Source organism: Gracilibacillus kekensis, assembly GCF_900143085.1.
Lineage (GTDB): Bacteria > Bacillota > Bacilli > Bacillales > Amphibacillaceae > Gracilibacillus > Gracilibacillus kekensis.
This window is the reverse complement of the sequence record NZ_FRCZ01000001.1, coordinates 706,322-722,868: the sequence shown is the minus strand read 5'-3', so window position 1 is coordinate 722,868 and position 16,547 is coordinate 706,322. Positions and strand designations below refer to the sequence as shown.

Genomic DNA, 16,547 nt, shown 5'->3' with positions numbered 1-16,547 from the left:
TATAGATAGCTCAGATTGATAACTGTCATAAATGTTGTAGAATAAATTTATAGCGTAGGCCGCCCGCTTTCACTCCTGTGGGAATGTTTTTCCTGAAGATCCACTTTTTCAAGCGATTTGTGCTTGGAAAAGTTAGCTGAAGGAAAAACCCCGCGGAAAGGAAAGCGGGCAGCCGGAGCGGATGTCTAGTAAATAAAACGTTTCAAAATTACTACTTTGACCAATAAATTTACAACAGTTTACTTCGTAGCTTTTGTCTACTTAGTACCGATTTCTAATAGTCTTATACGGATGTTTTATTGTTCTTTTTGGTGCTGATGCGGTTCATTGTAATATAGAATGCTGGTAACAGTAATAAGGTTAATATCGTCGAGAAGATTATCCCTGATACGATCGATACGGCTAATGGCTTAAATAAGACATCCCCCATAAAAATGATCGGAGTTAAAGCAGCGATTGATGTCAGCGTAGTTAGAATAATTGGCCGTAATCTCGCACGCCCAGCGGCAATAATTGCCTCGACAATATTGTTATCATATTTCTCCTTGTTTTGTTCAATAAACTCAATAATCAGGATCGAATTTCGTACAACAATCCCCGATAGGGAGACAATACCTAAAACAGCTAAGAAACTTAACGGTTGGCCACTAACAAATAAACCAACGATAGCTCCGGTTACAGCTAAAAAGACCGTGCTCGTAATTAAGACTGGTGTAAGTAATGAATTAAACTGAATTGCCAGTGTGATATAAATTAAGAACAAGACGATGACAAACAGTTTCGCGACTTCCACAAAAAACTCTGTTTCAGCACTTGCTTCACCATCCTGATTTAATGCATAATCTCCATCTAAGGATGCCAGTTCAGAACGCATATTATCTATCACTTCTGTCGTCTCAGCAGTAAAGTCCCCATTTTCCGCTTCATAAGCAGAAATCGTAATTGTGCGATCACCATTTTCATGTGTGATTGCAGCAATTTGTTCATCCGTATTAATGGAAATAAATTCATCATACGTATAAAATTCAGGTGCACCCTCATCCGTTGATACAACCGCAGTTAATGCGTTCAGATCAATAGCGTCTTGCTGTCCTTCATCCAATGTCAGCTCCATACTGGTTTGTTCATTTTCTACTTCTATATCAGATAAAGGTAAACCAGAATTCGCTAGTTGGAGTGTGCCGGTAATTTGGCTAATAGGAATATTGTTTTTCGCCAAAAATTCACGATCGATATCATATGTTTTTACCGGCTGACTTGTGCCTGCATTAACCGTCGCGATCTCAACCGAATCAAGTGCATTTAATTCTTCTTTTAACGTTGTCGCATTCTCTAATAAAGTATCTAATTCTGGTCCTTGTAACTTTAACTCCAATGCGGCAGAAGGAGGGGGACCAGATACAATCGTTTCTAAGAAAATCTCGCCATCGGGAAACTGATTACGTAATTCTTGCTGGTATTGATCAATAAAATCACTAGCGGAAGTCTTATCACGGTCGACTCGTACTACAAGCTGACCGGTATTATCACCTGACCTGTTTAAACCTGAATTAAAGATGTTTGGTAAACCTCCACCGGTGTATCGGGCGGTTTCATTGATGTGGTCTACATTGCTTGTAATATAATTTTCAATATCTGCTAAAAATTGATCGGTCTCCTCCATCGATGTCCCCTCATCTAAAGTTAAGGAGAGTGTTACCTCTTCCCGGTCCGCAGCAGGGAAAAATTCAAATGGAACTTTGATTGCTAATAATAATAAAAGGATACAAGCGATTACACCACTAATTACGGTTAACCAAGGTTTTTTGATCGTTGCTGGCAAAATCGTATTGGCATAGCGGTCTTCCAGCCACCGGAAAAAGTTTGTCAGTAAGCCTATCCGTCTTTTTTTTGAACGATAAATTGCTAGTTGTCTTGTATATTGCACGGTCGGAATGACGGTAAGTGCTAATAAAGTGGACGCAATAATCGTTCCCATTAATGCAATTGGTAAAGCACGGATAAAAGCACCATTACTGCCTGATAAGAAAGTTAAAGGAAAAAAGCTAAAGACGATCATTAGTGTAGAGGTTACGATCGATACACCTACTTCTTTAACCCCTCTTTTTGCCCCTTCTAAAGGAGCGTCTCCTAGTTGATAACGGCGCATGATATTATCATTGACGACAATAGCGTCATCCACGAGTATCCCTATTGCCACAATAATCCCTATTATGGAGATTTGGTTAAGGTCGACACCAGTGTATGGCAGCGGGATTAATCCGACAATAATCGAAATCGGTATAGCAAATGCTACTAAAATAGCAGATGATAATGGTAAGCCTAATATCATAATTACAACAACAGCTAGCAAAGATATCGCGAAAGATACTAATAAATTGGTGTACACTTCATCTATAACGGTACTTTGAGAATAAAAGCGTTCTGCAGTTACTTCTTCTGGCAATTCCTGCGTTAAACTGGTCACCTTTTCATCAATCTGTGATTGCAGACTTGTAATATTGACACCATCCTCAGCAAAGATGGTTAAGGACAATGCGGCTTGATCCTGGAAGGTAATCATGTCTTCTAATGGTTCATTTTCAACAGAGATAGCTGCGACATCTGATAAATTGATAGCACCTTCATTTGTTGAAGTGATAGGTATTGTATTTAATTGATCTAGTTTTTCAATCGATTCAATATTTAATAAAATATTTTGCTGCTCATTTTTTTCAGTTCCTAAAGCGGCGGGGCTAAGCTCATTTTGCAGTGTTTCAATGACCTGGTTCGGTTGGATTCTCTCTTCTGACATTTTTTCTTCCTCTAGAGAGATAACGACCTTTTGCTCTGGTAATCCTTTTACCGAAATAGAATGAACACCACTGATTGCTGTAATCGTTTCTTTCCATGTATCTATATGTTCTCTTATTTCGAATAATTGCTCACGATTATCGCTCAAAAGGTGGTATGTAGCAACACTAGAAGTAACAAGATCTGTCGTGACATCTGGGGACAATGCTTCATCTGGAAAGTCTTTTTGTGCATCCTGGACAGATTGCCTTATCGTGGAATATACGGCATCTGCATTATTCGTATCATCGAGTGTGATGGTCACCGTAGAAAAACCATTAGTGGAGGCCGATGTAACCTGATCTACGCCTTCAATTTTCAATACCTTTTGCTCGATCGGTGTTGTAATGGCCTGTTCAACAATTTCAGGGTTTGCGCTTGGATAAACGGTGGAAACAGAAGCAATATTTTGTTCAATTTCAGGTATATCTCGCTTAGGAGTCTGTAAATATGTAAATACTCCCGTAATAATAAATAATAATACAAAAATCCATACAATCTTACGGTACTTTATCAATGTCTCCAATTCATTCACCTCGTCTATAAACTCTCTATTTCTATTAATGCCACACCTTATCTTAGAAGTAAACAAATGAAGTATACTATTTGCATTTTTCAATTAGTGAGGTAGCATATTATAATAGTACACTAAACCAAGGAGGTTCAAACATGAAACTATTGAAGAAATACGCACAATTAGCATTACGTACAGGTGTTAACTTGCAAAAGGATCAAGGCTTGCTAGTACAAGCGCCGATAGAGGCAATTGAATTTGTTAGAATTGTTGTGAAAGAGGCATATGAAGTCGGTGCAAAAAATGTACATGTAGAATGGAAGGACGATGCTTTAACCTACCTGAAAATGAAGCATGCACCAATGGAAGTGTTAGAGACTTTTCCAAAATGGCGTAAAGATGCAATGATAGGCATGGTAAAAGAAGGGTATGCTGTATTAAATATATATGGAGAAAATCCGGATTTATTAAAAGATATTGAGGGTAGCCGAATGGCGGCTGTCACCAAGGCAAGTTCAAAAGCGTTAAAAGAATATCGTGATTATATGATGAATGACAAAGCACGTTGGTCAATTGTTGGTTATCCGACCACTGAATGGGCAGAGAAAATCTTCCCAGAACTACCAGCGAATGAAGCGAAGGATAAATTATGGAAAGAGATTTTCCGTATTGCGCGTGTCGATCAAGAGGATCCGATCGAAGCTTGGAACAAACATAACCAATTGCTAAAAGATGCTCGTGAGTACTTAAATCATAAGAATTATCAGAAACTACATTTTCAGGCTGAAGGTACCGATTTAACGATCAAGTTACCTCAAAATCATATTTGGCATGGTGGAGCAGCAAAAGCTGCAGATAACGTAATATTTAATCCTAATATACCAACAGAAGAAGTATTTTCAATGCCACATAAATATGGTGTCAATGGTACAGTGACAAGTACAAAGCCGCTAAGCTTTCAAGGACAGTTAATTGAAAACTTCACTTTAACATTTAAAGATGGAAAAGTTATCGATTATACCTGTGAAAATGGAGAGCAGGCATTGAAACAATTATTAGAAGCAGATAATGATGGCGCATCACGTCTTGGCGAAGTTGCGTTAGTGCCACATGAATCTCCTGTATCTCAAGCAGGCATTATTTTCTATAATACGTTATTTGACGAAAATGCCTCTTGTCATATCGCGTTAGGCAAAGCATATCCAACCAATATTAAGGGTGGATCAGATATGAATGACAAAGAAATGGATCAACATGGTGTCAATGATAGTATTGTGCACGAAGATTTTATGATTGGTTCGGCAGATATGGACATTGATGGCATTACTGTTGATGGAGAAAGGGAAGCTATTTTCCGAAACGGGGCATGGGCGATTACTTTTTAACATTCCTTTTAAAAAGATAACAGCGGAATTACATTTCGTTAACAATCACCTGATTTACTTTTTGTTCTTCCTTTTAGGGGGTATTATTGAATAAAAGCGTTAAAAGGGAGAATAAAACATGCAAAGAGAAGCTTATTTTGACAATGCGAAACTCCTGTTTATATTTTTGGTTGTATTTGGTCATTTAATTCAACCATTAAAACATCATATTGAATTGGTTGATGTATTGTATCAATGGATATATATCTTTCATATGCCAGTCTTTGTGTTAGCAAGTGGCTTTTTTGCAAAAGGATCAAGTGATAAAGGATATATCATCAAGTTAGCGAAACGGATTTTAATACCATACTTTTTGTTTCAAATTTTCTATTCGATCTACTTTTTAGGTATCGGGAAAAACAGTTGGGATAATACTTTGTATGACCCACATTGGGGACTATGGTTCTTATTAAGTTTATTCAGCTGGCATATTTTATTAATCGCATATCGTAAAATGTCACCATGGGTAGGTATATTCACAGCCTTCACTATCGGTATTGCCATTGGATATGTACCTATGATTGGACCAGATTTTAGCTTATCGAGAACATTGGTTTTCTTCCCATTTTTCTTAATTGGCTATTGGTTATCGAAAAAACAACTGTTCCGTTGGCAAACGGCCAATAAGAAGGCGATAGCTGTTGGTATCTTAATCGCTGTATTTGTTGTAAGTTATGTGACACCAACAATTCCGGCACAGTGGTTGTTTGGTTCCCAATCCTATCAAGCACTAGATGCAGCTTTGAGTGGCGGAATGTTTAGGGCAGGATTATATGTAGTTGCCACCTTAATGGTGTTTTCCGTCATGCTATTAGTACCCCGCCAACGGTTTTCGTTTACTCCATTAGGGCAAAATACGATGTATGTCTATCTATTACACGGTATTATTATCCAATATGGACGCCAGGCAAACTTGCTGGCTGTTGACCATAACCTGGACACGATTGGATTAGCAGTAATTGCTGCAGCTATTGTCTGGTTTCTATCCTCGAAATGGGTGGCGCTGTTTGCTCAACCTATCGTTGAAGGAAAGACAGATGGTTTGCAGCAATGGTTGGATGAACGAAGTAAAAAGGAAACATATAATTACAAAGAAAAGTCATCGTAAAGATGGCTTTTTTGTTTGGAAAAGTGTTCTTCACGGGATAACTTGAGCGCTTAACGGCATAACATGACTTATCCCGTCAAGCGAGCAATATATCCCGTGAGCAGGAGTAATTATCCCGTCTACATTACCTCGCCTATACTGTGTAATGTTTAAGTATACGGTCAACGCTGGTTCCGTAACCTTCACCGAAAAGGTTTAAATGAACCATTAGGTAAAATAGTTGATATAGTGGTTTGATATCCTCGTAATAATCCGCTAATGGTAAGATCGATTGATAGCTAGCGTAAAACTCTCCCGGAAATCCACCAAATAGTTCGGTGAAGGCTATTTCAAATAATGGATCACCATAAACGATCGAAGGATCAATCAGATAAGGCGTCCCCTTTAAACCTGCTAACCAGTTGCCACCCCATAAGTCACCATGTAATAGCGACACGCGAGGTTTAGAAGGAATGTATTGATCAAGCCTAGATAAAAGCTGTTCCATTCGTTCTAATCGCTTCCCGGACATTCTACCTTTTGAAATCGCTAAATTCATTTGAGGTTGTAGACGTTGTTCTCGATAATAATCAAGCCAATTATCAAAAAGAAGGTTTTCTTGCCTGATCTCACCTACAAAGGTCGAACTGTCCAACCCATATTGTTTACCAACATGGGTTGAATGAAGTGCTGCCAGATCTTCTCCTAACCATTTTCCGGTTGAAGTATGCTTTTCACCTTCCACCCATTCCATTAACAAGTATATTTCTTCGTCGTTGTGTGCAATATCATAATGAAATACTTCGGGTACATGAATGGTTTTCGTATCGCGAATTCGATCTAAACCTTCTGCCTCTACTTGAAAAAAGTCTGCCGGAACTTGTTTATTAGTCTTGATGAAATAGGTTTGTTCTGCAGTTTCCACAAAATAGGCCTGATTAATGTCACCGCCTGAGACCGACTGAATCATTTTTATTTTGGAGTAATCACCAATTGATCGTAATTTATCTTCCATTCTGCCACTCCTTTTACAATTGATCTATAGTAAGTATATCACCAAAAATTCGAGGTAGAAAAGGATACTGTGATCGTGTACAATAGGGAAGGCTTTATAATAATAGAGTGAGGTGACAGAGATGGAACGTGAAAATTGGGCGTCGAGACTTGGATTTATGTTAGCAGCGATGGGCTCAGCAGTGGGTCTTGGGAATATATGGCGTTTTTCCTATGTTGCAGGTGAAAATGGTGGAGGCGCCTTTTTAATATTATATATTATTAGTGTTTTAGTGATTGGGATTCCCTTATTGTTAGTGGAAGTGAGTATCGGCAGGAAAGCACAACAGGATATTGTTGGTTCTTATAAGAAATTAGCACCAGCTCAACCATGGTTTATGGTTGGTTATTTAGGTGTAGCGAGTGCCTTTTTAATCCTAAGCTTTTACAGTGTTGTTGCGGGATGGGCCTTGTATTATTGGTGGGGGTATGTCACTGGTGTAATGGCTGAAATGCCTGATATTGGTTATGGCGGCTCTTTTGATGCCTTTATTACTCAGGATTATGCGCCATTATTTTGGCACGCATTATTTATGGGAATTACCATGTTGATTGTATTAGTAGGTGTCAAAAAAGGAATCGAGCTTGCCAATAAAATATTGATGCCTGTTTTGGCGTTAATGATGATTGGACTTGCGATTTATAGTGTCACGTTACCTAATGCAAGCGAAGGGTTAGCCTTTTTATTTCAACCGGATTGGTCTGTGTTAGAGGATCCTTCTGTTTATATTGCAGCTTTAGGACAAGCATTCTTTTCTTTAAGTCTTGGAGTAGGTACGATGATGACCTATGGAAGCTATTTATCGAAGCAGCATCAGCTGCCAGGTGCCACAGTGGGGATCGGAGTAATGGACACATTATTTGCGATCATCTCAGGTGTCGTGATCTTTCCAGCGGTATTTGCGTTTGGCATTGATCCAAGCGAAGGACCACCACTGGTTTTTATTACGTTACCAGAAATTTTTTATCAAATGAACTATGGAGCAATTATAGGATTGGTTTTCTTTACAGCGTTAAGTTTAGCTGCTGTCTCGTCATCAATCTCTTTACTAGAGGTACCTGTTGCCTATGTGATGCGTGCTGCAAACATGTCGCGAAAACTTGCTTCTTTTTTAGTTGGTGTGGTCGTCTTTATCTCAGGTGTGACAGTATCCTTGGGAATGGGGCGATGGAGTGGAGTGACTTTGATCGGGGATCGAAATATTTTAGATTCGATGGATTTTCTTTCATCTAATGTCTTTTTGCCAATCGGTGGTGTAACGATGGCACTGTTTGTTGGCTGGTATTTCACAAAGCAAGAAGCAATGGAAGCATCGGATCTAAGCAATCAGTCTATTGGCCAATTGTGGTATATCCTAGTGAAGTTTATCGCACCGTTAATCATTGCTATCATTTTCTTAAATTCGTTAGGAATTGTATAATAACATTAAAGGGGATGTGCAACGATGGCGATTACCAATCAGCAAATTTTAAGAAAGATTATTGCAGAATGTGAACAAGCATTGCAAAACGAATCAAAAGTAAGAGAACACGCAAAAGCGGTTCATTCATTAACAGACTTATTGTTAGACCAGGATAGCCCTGAACAAGCTTCAGCAACTACTTCAGTTAATGAACTGGAATGGCGTAAAATGGTCGGCGAACAAGCACCTAAACATGAGGTGAAACAAGAGAAAAAGATAGAGTCAGACGGTGCTAATGGTGATTCATTGTTTGACTTTTAAATGGGGAGGGACATAGATGAAAGTCTTTTTATTGTTAGGGATTATAAATGGTTTTCTTGCAGTGGCATTAGGAGCTTTCGGAGCTCATGGTCTTGAAAGTAAATTATCAGAGAAGATGTTGGCAACCTGGGAAAAAGCAGTAAACTATCAAATGTTCCATACGGTAGCTTTATTAGCAACAGGATTATTAATGCAAAAAATAACAGCAGGTTCGATTGTTTCCGCTGGTTGGTTCTTTTTTGCAGGAATTATTTTGTTCTCAGGAAGTCTTTCCGTTTATTCCACAACATCTATTAAAACATTTGCGATGATTACACCAATTGGTGGTTTGGCATTTTTGATTGGCTGGGTCCTGTTAGGGTATGCGGTTGTAAAGTATATATAAGTGATAAATAGATTTAAAAAAGTGTGGGAAACCACACTTTTTTTATATGATAAAAAATACCAAGATTAAAATAGCCCATAGGGCAAATCCTCTTAGCAAATATTGTGAAAAGAAAAAACGATTCCCTTTCTTTCGTTCTTTATAAGCTTCAATAAAAAGATTTCCACTTAAACTAATAAGAGCAAGCGTACCTAAGAATAAAGAGTTGTTCCGCCAAGCAAGCAGAATTAATAAAAGAGTAATACTGAAACAGGCAATCGTTATTTCATGAATGGAAGCCTTATTGTTCATAATCAAATCCTTTCTGAAAGTGCCTCTATAAGTATATATTGTTTTGATTAATTCATTTTAGATGTTATTAGTGAAACTTTTCTTCTATTTTGCAACTGAAAAATCCGAACGGTTACAAATTCTACTTGAAGAATTCGCAGTAATCGTCCGGATTTTATTAGTGCTCCATCTGTTGACGTCTCACTTTAACAACGAAGTCTCTATCTCGGTGAATAGGAAGCCATTTGATTATACGGATAATCATAGGCAATTTCTTCATCAAACGTAATATAATCTAAGTACACCATCAATAAAATATACCTTTTCCCTGTTTCCGGATCACTCAAAATGATATGGTCCCGTCCAGCTGCTTCGACAATTCCTTTAAATACTTTCGCATTCCAACGGTCATTATTCTCAAACGTCATGTATACTGTTGCTTTTTTACCTTTATTCAATCGTAAAATGTTTTCTATATAAGACTCTTCGACTGGTAGCATTCCGGGTGTATCGGATACTTTTGGCTGTTGTTGCTGTTGCATTGGCTGCATTTGCCCCATTTGATTCATTTGACCAGCACCAGGATATTGATATCCACCTTGCTGTCCATAAAAGGCCTGAGGATTATACTGAGGCATGCCTGCCCCTTGTTGATAAGGCTGTTGCCTGTTTTGATTTAGGCTCATCCGTGTGTCTCCTTTCGTGATCGGGAATTAAATTCGAGCTCATTCCTACTAGCCATCTATATGCAAAAGCAAAAGTAAACATGCATAAAAAAAGTACACGTCTTAAACGTGTACTTCGCTAAATAGCTAAAAACTCTGGAATGGCATCCGTTTTTAAAATGTTTCCGACATAGAAAGGTCCGAATTCACCATAGCGTGCACTAACCACATCAAATCTCATTTCATAGACGATTTTTTTCAGTTGCAGGACATCTTTTGCAAACAGAGTTACACTCCATTCCCAGTCATCAAAGCCCATGGAGCCTGTAATAATTTGTTTGATTTCACCTGCATATTTTCTTCCTGTTAAACTGTGCTCATACATCAATTGACGGCGTTCATCCATCGGTAACATGTACCAGTTGTCATTACCTTCACGACGCTTGTCCATTGGATAAAAACAGATGTGATCCCAATCAGGTAATTTTGGTTTAAGACGTGCCCGAACTCCCGGATTTTCCTCAGGGTTGTCCCCTTCTTTGGACATATACTTCGATAATTCCACTACAGATACATACGAATAACTTGGTGTAGTGAACTCAGCAAATTTCGATTTATTAAAGCGTAATTCGATGTTACTTAGTTCTTGCATTGTCGGGCGAAGGATCATTAAAATAAAATCCGCTTTTTGCCCCATAATTGAATAAAAAGCATGACTACCATCTCTTGCTTCTGCAACATCTTCCCATTCATAAAGCATCGTTTGTAGTTCATGAACAGCTTGCTGACGCTCTTCTTCGGAAGCTTTTTTCCATTTTGTCCAATCTATTTTACGTAAATCGTGTAAACAATACCAACCATCCATTGTTTCAACTGCTTCTGGCATATTCGTCCACTCCTTTAAAATGCTACTTTCGTTTAATATAACATATTTGGGGAAAAATACTTATTGAAACGCAATGTCTACTGGTTGATATATGACAAAATGTTGAACGTTTTAAAAATCTTTCTAAGAAATTTGCTTTGCTTATATCTTATACTTTCATTATTACACAAAAAGGCGTATCATATAATACAGATACTAATATGGAGGGTTTAAATCATGAGTGATTTATTTACGGAAATTAAAAGTAGAATGGAAGAAAAAGCTAGTAAAATAGTATTTCCTGAAGGGTTGGATGAACGGATATTAACAGCGGCTAGCATGTTAAAAAAAGAAGGATTAGTTGACCCTGTATTAGTCGGAATTAAGGAAAAAATAGAACAGAAGGCAAAAGAAATACAAGTTGATATTTCTGAAGTAGAAATCTTAGATCCAAGCACCTATGCAGATTTCGAAGAGATGGTCACAGCATTCGTGGAACGACGGAAAGGAAAAAATACAGAAGAAGACGCGCGTAAGATGTTATTAGATGAAAACTATTTCGGTACGATGCTTGTTTATATGAATAAAGCGGACGGCTTAGTAAGTGGTGCCGCTCACTCTACAGCAGATACCGTACGCCCAGCACTGCAAATTATAAAAACAAAAGAGGGCGTAAAGAAAACTTCTGGAGTATTTATCATGGTTCGTGATAACGAGAAATATGTATTTGCTGATTGTGCTATCAATATTGCGCCAAATAGCCAAGACCTGGCAGAAATTGCGATCAGCAGTGCCAAAACAGCTCGTCTCTTTAATATTGATCCCCGTGTAGCGATGCTAAGCTTTTCTACAAAAGGCTCTGCCAAATCAGAAGAAACCGAAAAAGTATCTGAAGCAGTTTCAATTGCCAAAGAAATGGCTCCAAATTTAACATTAGATGGTGAATTTCAATTTGATGCTGCCTTTGTACCTTCCGTTGCTGAGAAAAAAGCACCAGGCTCTGTACTAAAAGGCGATGCTAATGTCTTTGTTTTCCCAGGACTTGAAGCAGGGAATATCGGATACAAAATCGCTCAACGTCTTGGCGGTTTTGATGCAGTAGGGCCAATTCTCCAAGGACTCAACAAGCCTGTAAATGACCTTTCCCGTGGCTGTAGCAGTGAAGATGCTTACAAATTAGCCTTAATCACAGCAGCTCAGGCAATCGAAGCACAGTAGATTTCTACTGTGCTTTTTGCTATACTTTTTGAAAAAGGAAAGGAGTGGAAAAAGTGATTCCACCATCCTCACTCAAGTGGCAGCAATATCGAGCACTACTCGAACTTCTTCCTGAACAACATCCCGAGTATCCCAACGTGTTAAGCCAATTTCGAAGGCAGGACGCCGGGCAGGCAGGAGAAAATCGCCTCGAATTTTACCTTCAACAAGCTCAATTATCTAACCTCACTTTTTTAAAAAGGCTTCGAATAGAACATCATCATCCTTTTCAAATTGATTGGATTGTGCTGACTTCAAGCTTTCGAGTGATTTTTGAGGTAAAAAATTTTACGGGTCCCATTTATTTTGATGCCAAGTCTAATCAACTCACCCGTGAAATTGATGGCACTACAAAAGCTTTTGATGATCCCGTTTTGCAGGTGGATCGGCAGTATATCAATCTTCGAGCATTTTTAATCGCTCATGATAAAAAGCAATTACCAATCTATCGTTATGCAGTCTTCGTTAATCCAAATGTAATACTCAAGCTCCATGATTACCCCGATTATCATCGTATTCTCACCGGTCAAGCAGTTCCAAATCTATTAGAAAAATTAGCAGCAAAACATCCAACAACCACCTCAGATCCTGTACCACTAAAAAGCTTCTTAGAAGAGAATCATCAAGAAAGATTGATCCCTATACTAGAAAAACATCAGATTTTGTGGGAAAATTTAATTCAAGGAATACCATGTCCAAATTGTAGCAATCGCCCAATGCTTCGCGAACGCATGTGTTGGCAATGTTTAAACTGTGGAGAGCGGAGTGCAGATGCGCATAAAGCAATGTTATATTCATTAGCATTGCTTTCAGGTAACCAAACAACCAAGAACTTAGCCGCTCACTTCTTATTAATGGATTCTCCAGATGCAGCTCGTAAAATGCTAGGGCGTGCAGGGTATATTAAAATAGGTGCAAATAAAACAGCATACTATGCTCACCCTGAATTACTTGAAATTACGAAAAGTGTCCAATAAATAAGCGAAAGTGTCCAATAAATCATAAAAAGTGTCCAGTAAAAGCTCCAAAGTGTCCAATAAACTGATAAAAGTGTCCAATAACTACTGTAAAGTGTCCAATAAATGAATATCCTATTTTAAAAGGAGCCGCTCAACATGCTAGCTTTCGAAAAGTTGATAATTCACCGATTTAAGATGCCGCTTAAGCATCCATTTGCAAACAGCATAACTACGATAAAGGATAAAGATGTGATCATCACCGAACTAATTGATGAGAATGGAATAAAAGGATATGGCGAGTCTGTGGCATTCGCATCACCTTGGTACACAGAGGAAACAACGGATACGGTTCAGCATATGATCGAGCATCATCTCTGGCCGTTGATCAAGGCACAAAGAATCGAGCATCCGCGAGAACTCGAGCTTCATCAAGTCAGACGCAATCATATGGCAAAAGCAACCATTGAAGGCGCTGTCTGGGATCTTTATGCCAAACAACAAAAAAAACCGCTCTATCAAGTGATAGGCGGTACAACGAATAAAATCCCTGTCGGAGCAGCGATAGGTATGCAATCAGACGATCAGCAATTGCTCATTAAAATCCATGAAGCATTAAACGAGGGGTATCAACGAATAAAATTAAAAATTAACCCAACTCAAGACCTTCATATCTTAGAAAAAGTTCGCGAGCACTTCCCGACAATACCATTAATGGTCGATGCTAATTCTGGTTACACGCTGAAAGATATCGATCATCTAAAACGGTTAGATCAATACAACTTGATGATGATCGAACAGCCATTAGCACATGATGACTTTATCGATCATGCCAAGCTTCAAGAACAGATAACAACACCGATCTGTTTAGATGAGAGCATAAATACTTTGGCAGATGTGACAACCGCTATCGAATTAAAAAGCTGTAAAATAATCAGCATCAAATTATCAAAAGTCGGAGGTTTCACAAATGCGATCGCCATTCATGATTATTGCCAGGCTCATAATGTTCCAGTATGGTGCGGTGGGATGCTCGAAGCGGGTGTTGGACGCAGCCAATCACTAGCTTTAGCAACTTTACCAAACTTTCAATTCCCAGCAGATCCAGGTGCATCCACACGTTATTGGCATCAAGATATAATCACACCTGAAGTGGAGGTGCATAATGGTTATGTCACCTTGCCAGAACAACCAGGTATCGGCTATCAGGTATATCTACCAGCACATCAGAAAGTACTCACTTGAGTGCTTTTTGATTTCGATCGATCATTTGCTGCATTCTTTTTTCAAATATCATCAGTTCATCCCGAGCTAAATCCTCAAAAACAACATCACCTAACATATTCAAAACACGTACAATACTATCTTCTACCGTCATCTCGACGCCTACTAAGTCGGATAGTGAGCGCATTGTATCTGGCACCACTTCGGGATAATCAAAACGCTCTGCCTCACTAGCAAGACCTTCAAGATAGAAATCACGAATCATTTCCGCACGCTCCACACCACTTCCACGCATACACAAATATATTTGCACGGCAATCCCTTTTTTTACCCGGCGTTGCGAGATACCAGCAAACTTTTTGCCGCCAATACTTAAATCATAATCTCCCGGACAATAAGAACCAACGACTTCAAACGCTTCAATTCCGCCTGTTACATCCCGATACATATCCTGCACAAATGCAGTCATCAGCTCATAACCAGAATGAATCCCCATCTCCTTTGAATCCGGTAAAATAAACGAAAAATTTAACACATCCTGATCCAATACCACCGCAAGTCCACCAGAATTACGGACAACAACATCATATCCTTTTTCTTGTAAAAACAGGACTGCGTTGTCCACGTCAGGCAATCGACTATCTAATATTCCCAGAACAACCGTGTTGTCATGGACCCAGAATCTGCACGCTATAGTGTCAGTGCTTCGTCCAACGCTTTCGCACAACGCATCGTCGACCGCAAAAGATGCCATCGCTGTGCCAAGTACTTCCGGATCGCGATGGTCCACAATCCGAACCTGTTTATCTTTAAAAAATTGCTTCCAGTCTTTCATGAGAATCCTCCAACCCTATTTGTTCACTTAATACATAATAATATTATAAATCAATAGAGATTGAAAGGACCGCGATACTTGATGTGCGTTTTAAACGAAATAGAACTAGAGTGGTTTATTTTTTCGGCATTAGAAAAAGGTGTTTATCAATACTTTCTGGATGGTATCCAATGATGTGATTTTTATCATCAATAATAATTGCAGGGGTTAGATAGATATTTTCTTTCTGTAATTCATATAATGCATCTTTGTTCTCCGTTACGTTTATAGTAAGAAAAGAGACATTATATTTATTTAAATAGTTTATTAATTGGTCACATTCTTTATTGTTTTCACTAATATAAACCTTAATAGTTTTTTTCATAATTCTCCTTTCCTGATAATTATTTTATGTTTCACATTATGTACTATCCCTTAACTTGAGTAGATGTAAACCTTTATTTTGTTCATAATTCAAAATAAAAAAGCATAAAAAGATGCTTTTTTATAATGGTTTGTTATGAAATTGTATTGATAAATTTTAATGCTGACTTAACATTAGCAAATGTATGGATCTTATTTATAGTATCAACGATTCCCGCAGTTTTCATCGCTAAATCCGGGCTAACCCCTGATAAAACAGTTTGTTTTCCCATTAACGAAGCAAGTTGACTAAGCTGGAAAAATCTCGATACGACATATGTATCCATTTCATATAAACCTGATAAATCTATAATAATATAATCCTCTTCCGCTGTTTCTAAGTAATAGGATAACCGGTTACTCATGTTTTCGAAGCGTTTCTCCGTAAAATCACCTATTAAAGGAAGGATTACAGCATTATCTGTAACGGGGACTATCGGTGTGGAAATAGTATCAATTTCATTTAATGTATTTTCTAACATTTGCGTTTTTTCTTTTTCTTGAGTAACGTCTTTTTGGATACCAATAGAGTAAGTTTTTTGTTCTTCTTCTAACCATACTGGATCAATAATTAACTCATTCCAAAAGCCTGTACCATCTTTTTTATAATTATACAACTGAAGTTCGACACGCTCCATATTAGTAAGTGCTCTTCTAATTTGATTCACACTGTCTGGATTCGTTTTTTTACCCTGAAGGAATCGACAATTCTTACCTATAATCTCCTCGCTTGTATATCCTGTTAATTGATGAAAACCTTCATTAGCAAATATGATAGGATTATCTTTTTTTGATGGATCAGTAATGGTAACTCCAACTCTGGTATGATTGATTGCTATCTCAAACAATGATTGCTTTTTCGTTCTAATCTCCTCCTGCAATCATGTAAGTTGATTTTATCATGTTTTTTTCATGCAATACAAATTAGAAATATAGCCTGAAATGTGTTGTTGCCTTTTCACATATTTAATAGTAAAGTATTGGTATAATAAGGTTTTAAACAGGTGATGCATTAGTTAAGAAAAGACCTTAATTGCAGGAAAAAAGAGGAAGG

The 16,547-nt window shown here is 38.1% G+C and carries 16 protein-coding genes; 8 read left to right on the top strand and 8 right to left on the bottom strand.

The window, feature by feature from the left end; all coding sequences use genetic code 11:
• Nucleotides 1–283 precede the first annotated feature (283 nt).
• Nucleotides 284–3,358, bottom strand: a complete 3,075-nt coding sequence (locus tag BUC25_RS03360) for an efflux RND transporter permease subunit (RefSeq protein WP_073199651.1) — start codon at nt 3,356–3,358, stop codon at nt 284–286.
• Between the two features lie 143 nt (nt 3,359–3,501).
• Between BUC25_RS03360 and BUC25_RS03355 the strand changes: the two genes are divergently transcribed.
• Nucleotides 3,502–4,731, top strand: coding sequence for an aminopeptidase (locus tag BUC25_RS03355; protein WP_073199649.1), 1,230 nt, complete (start codon nt 3,502–3,504; stop codon nt 4,729–4,731).
• Between the two features lie 118 nt (nt 4,732–4,849).
• Nucleotides 4,850–5,878 (top strand): acyltransferase family protein, encoded by a 1,029-nt coding sequence (locus BUC25_RS03350; RefSeq protein WP_073199647.1) that lies wholly within the window; start codon nt 4,850–4,852, stop codon nt 5,876–5,878.
• 133 nt (nt 5,879–6,011) lie between these two features.
• Here the strand turns inward: BUC25_RS03350 and BUC25_RS03345 are convergent, their stop codons facing one another.
• Nucleotides 6,012–6,872: a fructosamine kinase family protein gene (locus tag BUC25_RS03345; protein ID WP_073199645.1), complete on the bottom strand. Its 861-nt coding sequence runs from the start codon at nt 6,870–6,872 to the stop codon at nt 6,012–6,014.
• A gap of 121 nt (nt 6,873–6,993) precedes the next feature.
• Here BUC25_RS03345 and BUC25_RS03340 point away from each other — a divergent pair, with 121 nt between their 5' ends.
• From BUC25_RS03340 to BUC25_RS03330, 3 genes are read left to right on the top strand one after another with little or no spacing between them, the layout of a single operon-like run.
• On the top strand, nt 6,994–8,331 hold the full coding sequence (locus BUC25_RS03340; protein ID WP_073199637.1) for a sodium-dependent transporter: 1,338 nt from the start codon (nt 6,994–6,996) through the stop codon (nt 8,329–8,331).
• Nucleotides 8,332–8,355: 24 nt separating this feature from the next.
• Entirely contained in the window at nt 8,356–8,634 is a 279-nt protein-coding gene (locus BUC25_RS03335) for a YwdI family protein (RefSeq protein ID WP_073199635.1), read from the top strand.
• Nucleotides 8,635–8,650: 16 nt separating this feature from the next.
• A complete protein-coding gene (locus BUC25_RS03330) occupies nt 8,651–9,019 on the top strand; it encodes a DUF423 domain-containing protein (protein ID WP_073199633.1) in 369 nt (122 codons plus the stop codon).
• A gap of 42 nt (nt 9,020–9,061) precedes the next feature.
• Here BUC25_RS03330 and BUC25_RS03325 read toward each other — a convergent pair whose 3' ends face one another.
• The 3 genes from BUC25_RS03325 to hemQ all read right to left on the bottom strand — a co-directional run bounded on the left by BUC25_RS03325 (nt 9,062) and on the right by hemQ (nt 10,840).
• Nucleotides 9,062–9,310 carry a hypothetical protein gene (locus tag BUC25_RS03325; protein WP_073199630.1) on the bottom strand — a complete coding sequence of 83 codons (249 nt, stop codon included), beginning with the start codon at nt 9,308–9,310 and terminating at the stop codon, nt 9,062–9,064.
• Nucleotides 9,311–9,510: 200 nt separating this feature from the next.
• Nucleotides 9,511–9,975 (bottom strand): spore coat protein GerQ, encoded by a 465-nt coding sequence (gene gerQ, locus BUC25_RS03320; protein ID WP_073199628.1) that lies wholly within the window; start codon nt 9,973–9,975, stop codon nt 9,511–9,513.
• Between the two features lie 118 nt (nt 9,976–10,093).
• Nucleotides 10,094–10,840, bottom strand: a complete 747-nt coding sequence (hemQ, locus tag BUC25_RS03315; protein WP_073199627.1) for a hydrogen peroxide-dependent heme synthase — start codon at nt 10,838–10,840, stop codon at nt 10,094–10,096.
• A 216-nt stretch (nt 10,841–11,056) separates the two neighbouring features.
• On the opposite strand from hemQ, the gene pta reads away from it, so the two are divergent.
• The 3 genes from pta to menC all read left to right on the top strand — a co-directional run bounded on the left by pta (nt 11,057) and on the right by menC (nt 14,277).
• Complete coding sequence (gene pta / locus BUC25_RS03310) at nt 11,057–12,037, top strand: phosphate acetyltransferase (RefSeq protein WP_073199625.1); 981 nt, start codon at nt 11,057–11,059, stop codon at nt 12,035–12,037.
• A gap of 44 nt (nt 12,038–12,081) precedes the next feature.
• Nucleotides 12,082–13,053 (top strand): nuclease-related domain-containing protein, encoded by a 972-nt coding sequence (locus tag BUC25_RS03305; protein WP_244535113.1) that lies wholly within the window; start codon nt 12,082–12,084, stop codon nt 13,051–13,053.
• A 138-nt stretch (nt 13,054–13,191) separates the two neighbouring features.
• Nucleotides 13,192–14,277 (top strand): o-succinylbenzoate synthase, encoded by a 1,086-nt coding sequence (gene menC / locus BUC25_RS03300; RefSeq protein WP_073199621.1) that lies wholly within the window; start codon nt 13,192–13,194, stop codon nt 14,275–14,277.
• Here the strand turns inward: menC and BUC25_RS03295 are convergent.
• The 3 genes from BUC25_RS03295 to ytvA all read right to left on the bottom strand — a co-directional run bounded on the left by BUC25_RS03295 (nt 14,270) and on the right by ytvA (nt 16,341).
• Nucleotides 14,270–15,091, bottom strand: a complete 822-nt coding sequence (locus tag BUC25_RS03295; protein ID WP_073199619.1) for a lipoate--protein ligase family protein — start codon at nt 15,089–15,091, stop codon at nt 14,270–14,272. The two genes, menC and BUC25_RS03295, sit on opposite strands and share 8 nt — an antisense overlap.
• A 115-nt stretch (nt 15,092–15,206) precedes the next feature.
• Nucleotides 15,207–15,455, bottom strand: coding sequence for a glutaredoxin family protein (locus BUC25_RS03290; RefSeq protein ID WP_073199618.1), 249 nt, complete (start codon nt 15,453–15,455; stop codon nt 15,207–15,209).
• Nucleotides 15,456–15,588: 133 nt separating this feature from the next.
• Nucleotides 15,589–16,341 carry a YtvA family blue-light photoreceptor gene (gene ytvA / locus BUC25_RS03285; protein ID WP_244535112.1) on the bottom strand — a complete coding sequence of 251 codons (753 nt, stop codon included), beginning with the start codon at nt 16,339–16,341 and terminating at the stop codon, nt 15,589–15,591.
• Nucleotides 16,342–16,547 lie beyond the last annotated feature (206 nt).

Excerpts from the sequence above, each read along its gene's own strand:
- pta (WP_073199625.1), top strand. The coding sequence starts at position 11,057 with ATGAGTGATTTATTTACGGAAATTAAAAGTAGAATGGAAGAAAAAGCT.
- BUC25_RS03345 (WP_073199645.1), bottom strand. The coding sequence starts at position 6,872 with ATGGAAGATAAATTACGATCAATTGGTGATTACTCCAAAATAAAAATG.
- BUC25_RS03340 (WP_073199637.1), top strand. The coding sequence starts at position 6,994 with ATGGAACGTGAAAATTGGGCGTCGAGACTTGGATTTATGTTAGCAGCG.
- BUC25_RS03350 (WP_073199647.1), top strand. The coding sequence starts at position 4,850 with ATGCAAAGAGAAGCTTATTTTGACAATGCGAAACTCCTGTTTATATTT.
- BUC25_RS03335 (WP_073199635.1), top strand. The coding sequence starts at position 8,356 with ATGGCGATTACCAATCAGCAAATTTTAAGAAAGATTATTGCAGAATGT.
- BUC25_RS03325 (WP_073199630.1), bottom strand. The coding sequence starts at position 9,310 with ATGAACAATAAGGCTTCCATTCATGAAATAACGATTGCCTGTTTCAGT.
- BUC25_RS03290 (WP_073199618.1), bottom strand. The coding sequence starts at position 15,455 with ATGAAAAAAACTATTAAGGTTTATATTAGTGAAAACAATAAAGAATGT.
- hemQ (WP_073199627.1), bottom strand. The coding sequence starts at position 10,840 with ATGCCAGAAGCAGTTGAAACAATGGATGGTTGGTATTGTTTACACGAT.
- BUC25_RS03330 (WP_073199633.1), top strand. The coding sequence starts at position 8,651 with ATGAAAGTCTTTTTATTGTTAGGGATTATAAATGGTTTTCTTGCAGTG.
- gerQ (WP_073199628.1), bottom strand. The coding sequence starts at position 9,975 with ATGAGCCTAAATCAAAACAGGCAACAGCCTTATCAACAAGGGGCAGGC.
- BUC25_RS03295 (WP_073199619.1), bottom strand. The coding sequence starts at position 15,091 with ATGAAAGACTGGAAGCAATTTTTTAAAGATAAACAGGTTCGGATTGTG.
- menC (WP_073199621.1), top strand. The coding sequence starts at position 13,192 with ATGCTAGCTTTCGAAAAGTTGATAATTCACCGATTTAAGATGCCGCTT.
- BUC25_RS03355 (WP_073199649.1), top strand. The coding sequence starts at position 3,502 with ATGAAACTATTGAAGAAATACGCACAATTAGCATTACGTACAGGTGTT.